The organism is Methyloceanibacter sp., from assembly GCF_050728395.1.
In the GTDB taxonomy this organism is placed as follows: Bacteria; Pseudomonadota; Alphaproteobacteria; order Rhizobiales; family Methyloligellaceae; genus Methyloceanibacter.
The window spans coordinates 1-4,148 of sequence record NZ_JBOHJB010000157.1; the positions used below are offsets into that span (position 1 = coordinate 1).

The following is a 4,148-nucleotide window of genomic DNA, read 5'->3' on the forward strand; positions in this document are numbered from 1 at the left end:
ACAGGCATTACCCCGTTCAACTTCCCGGCCATGGTGCCGATGTGGATGTATCCTGTTGCAATCGCTTGCGGAAACACCTTCGTGCTGAAGCCGTCCGAGCGCGATCCCTCCACCTCGATGCTGATCTGGGATCTGTTTCAGGAGGCCGGTTTCCCGCCAGGCGTGCTCAATGTCGTGCACGGCGACAAGGAAGCGGTCGATGCGATCCTCGACCATCCCGACATCAAGGCGGTGAGCTTCGTCGGCTCGACGCCTATTGCCGAGTACGTCTATACGCGGGGCGCCGCCGCGGGCAAACGCGTGCAGGCGCTGGGCGGCGCCAAGAATCACATGATCGTCATGCCCGACGCCGACATGGACCAGGCGGTCGATGCGCTGATGGGCGCGGGCTTCGGCTCGGCCGGCGAACGCTGCATGGCGATCTCGGTCGCGGTGCCCGTCGGCGAGAACACTGGAGACCTGCTGGTCGCGGCGCTCGCACCCAAGATCCGCATGATGAAGGTCGGCCCCGCCACCGATCCTGAGTCGGAGATGGGGCCGGTGATCACGGCAGATGCCAAGCGCCGCATCGAGGGTCTTATCGGCCAGGGCGTGAAGGAAGGCGCCGACCTCGTGGTCGACGGGCGCGGACTCGAGCTGCAAGGCTATGAGCGCGGCTTCTTCCTCGGCGGCTCGCTGTTCGACCGCGTGACCAGGGACATGTCCATCTACAAGACGGAGATCTTCGGGCCGGTTCTATGCGTCGCACGCGCGAGCGGCTATGAGGAGGCGGCGCAACTCGTCAACAGCAACGAATACGGCAACGGCACCGCCATCTTCACCCGCGACGGAGACGTGGCCCGCGCCTTTGCCTCTTCCATCGAGGTCGGCATGGTCGGCATCAATGTGCCGATCCCGGTTCCGGTCGCGTATCATTCCTTCGGCGGCTGGAAGCGGTCGCTGTTCGGCGATCATTCCATTTACGGCCCCGAAGGCGTGCGCTTCTACACCCGCCTCAAGACCGTGACCGCGCGCTGGCCGACCGGCATCCGCGGCGGCGCCGAGTTCAATTTTCCGAGCCTCAAGTGACACCGGACTGGCTTACCCGGTGATCTTGGCGCGTTGCTGGTCGCAGGATTTGACGTGGATCAGATTGGGCATGTCCTTGAGTTTGTCGGCAGGGACGCAGTCGGGCAGTCCGGCCTTGCGCGCGCCATCGACAAACAATTCGGCCTCCTTCTCCGCATAGCCACCCCCATCACTGAGATAGCGTTCGGCAATCCAGGTGGGATCCAGCTTTTTGACGTTGGCGGCAGCCGCCTCCGCATCGCCCGTGCGACCCAAATACGCATAACCCATGGCCAAGAAGGCATAGTCGAGGGCAACGGGCTCCTTCACGAGCAATCTGTATTTCACCGACTTGTCGTACTGCTCACCAAAAAAGAACACGTAACTGAGTCCTTGATTGTACCAGTCGGGGTAACGAGGGTTCAGCTTCAGCGCCTGTTCCGCGAGGCTCACGGCCCGTGCCGATTGACCGAACCCGGGAATAGTCCAGGCGATCACGAGCAGCAGGTCTGCATCGGAGGGTGAAAGAGCTTCAGCCCTGTCGAACTCTGCTAGAGCTTGCTCCGCTTTCCCGTAATAGGCGTAGGCCCCGCCGAGAGCCAGATGCGTTTTGCCATCGTCGGGATCGAGCTGCACCGCCTTCTCGGCCGCCTCCATCATGGTTGACAGCGCCTCATCGACGGAAGGCGCGAAGCCGAGGTCGATCAAATACATTTGGACAGTGGCCAGCCCGTAGTAAGCCCGCGCCAATTGCGGATCGAGCTCGATAGCTTTGCGGTACAGGCCTTCTGCCTCGATCAACGCTTCCTTCGTCACCTTGTGTTTTGCCTCCATGCCTAGCAGGTAGGTGTCGAAGGCGGTGAGATTCGCGGGCGGCTTGCGTCTGATGAGACTGCGTTCGGCTTCCGCCACCGCCCCCTCGGAGCCGGCTATCGTGGCGGCGATTCTTTGCGTGACGTCGTTCTGCACTGCGAACAGGTCTTCGACTGGCCGGTCGTATCGCTCGGACCAGATATGGCTGCCGGAGTCGGCTTCAACGAGCTGGGCGGTCACGCGAATCCGCTCGTCTAGCGGCTGGATGCTGCCCTCGAGAACATATTCCACGTTGAGGTCGCGGCCTATTTGCCGGATGTCGACCGGCTTGCCCTTGTAGACTTCGGTGGAATTGCGGGCGATGACGATGAGGTCCTTGGAGTGCGACAGATCGGTAATGATGTCCTCGGTAATGCCGTCGGCAAAGCGATCCCACTTGGCATCGCCGCCGATGTTGTCGAACGGCAGGACCGCAATTGAACCTTTTTCCGGTAACGGCGAAACCGGAGGAGATGACCAATTCCACGCGCCGGCCGCGCCGAGCAGCGCCAGAATCAGCGCCAGGACCGGTACGGCGATCCGCCATGGCATGCTGCGTTTCGACCGAGCGCGCGTCGACGGCGGCTTGGGCTCGGCGCGCGCGCGGTAGACGCGGATCGGCTTCGCAATGTTCTTGACCTGGTGCTCTCCCAGAAAATCGAACCCCAAGGCAAGCTTGCCTTCGACGGCGTCGTAGACGGTAGAAGAGATGCAAACGCCGCCGCCCTCGGCGAGCGCCTCCAGGCGCGCGGCGATGTTGACGCCGTCGCCGTAAATCGTGCCGTCGGCTTCTTCGATCACATCGCCGAGGTTGACCCCGATGCGGAACTGCATGCGCCGGTCAGCTTCGAGCTCGACGTTGTGCCCTTCAACCGATTGCTGGATCTCGATCGCGGCCTGGACCGCCTCGACCGCACTCGGGAACTCGGCCAAAAGCGCATCGCCTGGTGCGTTGACCACGCGGCCGCCATGGCGCACCACCAGGCGGGTGATGATGCCGCGATAGGACTTGAGGGTCTCGACGGTGGCTGCCTCGTTGGCCGCCATCAGACGGGAATAACCGACCACGTCCGCGCTCAAGATGGCGGCGAGCTTGCGTCGGCTGCTTGGATCGGCCATTGCCCCCTCCAGGAGGGAACTGACCATAAACTTACGCTTCCCGCTGGCTCCGAGCAACCGCATGGACGCCGCGCGTTCGAATTCGAAGCTTCAAGCAAAGAAAAGCCGGTCCGTTCGGGGGGAGAATCGGACCGGCGAAATGGACGCGGGGGAAGCGTCCAAGCAACAATGTGGTGTCGCGAGCTACTCGGCTGCGACGAGGCGAACTTTTTCCGTCGAAGCGCCGTCGAAGCCGAGCGAAGCCGCGACCGCCTTGTGCATGATCCGGCCGCCGCGCACATTCAGTCCGGCGGCAAGGTGCGGGTCGTCATCGAAGGCAGCCAGGCCCTTGTGCGCGAGCTTGATCACGAACGGCAGCGTGGCGTTGTTCAGCGCCTGCGCCGAGGTGACCGGCACCGCGCCGGGCATGTTCGCCACGCAATAGTGGATGATGCCGTCGACCTCGAAGGTCGGGTCGGCGTGCGTCGTCGGCCGCGAGGTCTCGAAGCATCCGCCCTGGTCGATCGACACATCGACGAGCACGGCGCCGCGCTTCATGCGCGGGAGCATGTCGCGGGTAACGAGCTTCGGTGCGCTCGCTCCGGCGACGAGCACCGCGCCGATCACCACGTCGGCGCCGAGCACTTCGCTCTCGATCGAGTCCATGGTCGAGGCGAGCGTGCGCACGCGGCCATGGAACAGCTCGTCGAGCTGACGAAGTCGCGGCAGCGACCGGTCGATGATGGAGACTTCGGCGCCGAGGCCTGCGGCCATGCGCGCCGCATGCGTGCCGACGACACCGCCGCCGAGCACCACGACCTTGGCTGGACGAACGCCGGGAACGCCGCCCATGAGCACGCCGCGTCCGCCGGTCGGGCGGCGCAGCGCAATGGCGGCAGCTTCAATGGACAAGCGGCCGGCAACCTCGCTCATCGGCGCAAGCAGCGGCAGCCCGCCATTCGCGTCGGTCACGGTCTCATAGGCAATGGCCGTGGCGCCCGATGCCATCAGGCCGCGGGCCTGCTCCGGATCTGGTGCCAGGTGAAGATAGGTGAAGAGGATCTGATGCGGCTTGAGCCGGCGATACTCGACCGCCTGAGGCTCCTTGACCTTGACGATCATCTCGGCCTCGGCGAACACGGCCTCAGCCC

General features: G+C 64.0%; 3 protein-coding genes. 1 reads left to right on the forward strand and 2 read right to left on the reverse strand.

What is annotated here, in order from left to right; genetic code table 11:
* On the forward strand, window positions 1-1,068 hold a 1,068-nt coding region (mmsA, locus tag ACREC7_RS15940; protein ID WP_431556673.1), incomplete at its 5' end, for a CoA-acylating methylmalonate-semialdehyde dehydrogenase.
* Between the two features lie 12 nt (window positions 1,069-1,080).
* Here mmsA and ACREC7_RS15945 read toward each other — a convergent pair.
* Both ACREC7_RS15945 and ald read right to left on the reverse strand, forming a co-directional pair.
* Window positions 1,081-3,018: an adenylate/guanylate cyclase domain-containing protein gene (locus tag ACREC7_RS15945; protein ID WP_431556674.1), complete on the reverse strand. Its 1,938-nt coding sequence runs from the start codon at window positions 3,016-3,018 to the stop codon at window positions 1,081-1,083.
* A gap of 183 nt (window positions 3,019-3,201) precedes the next feature.
* Window positions 3,202-4,148: alanine dehydrogenase (gene ald / locus ACREC7_RS15950; protein ID WP_431556675.1), on the reverse strand; the 947-nt coding region annotated here is incomplete at its 5' end.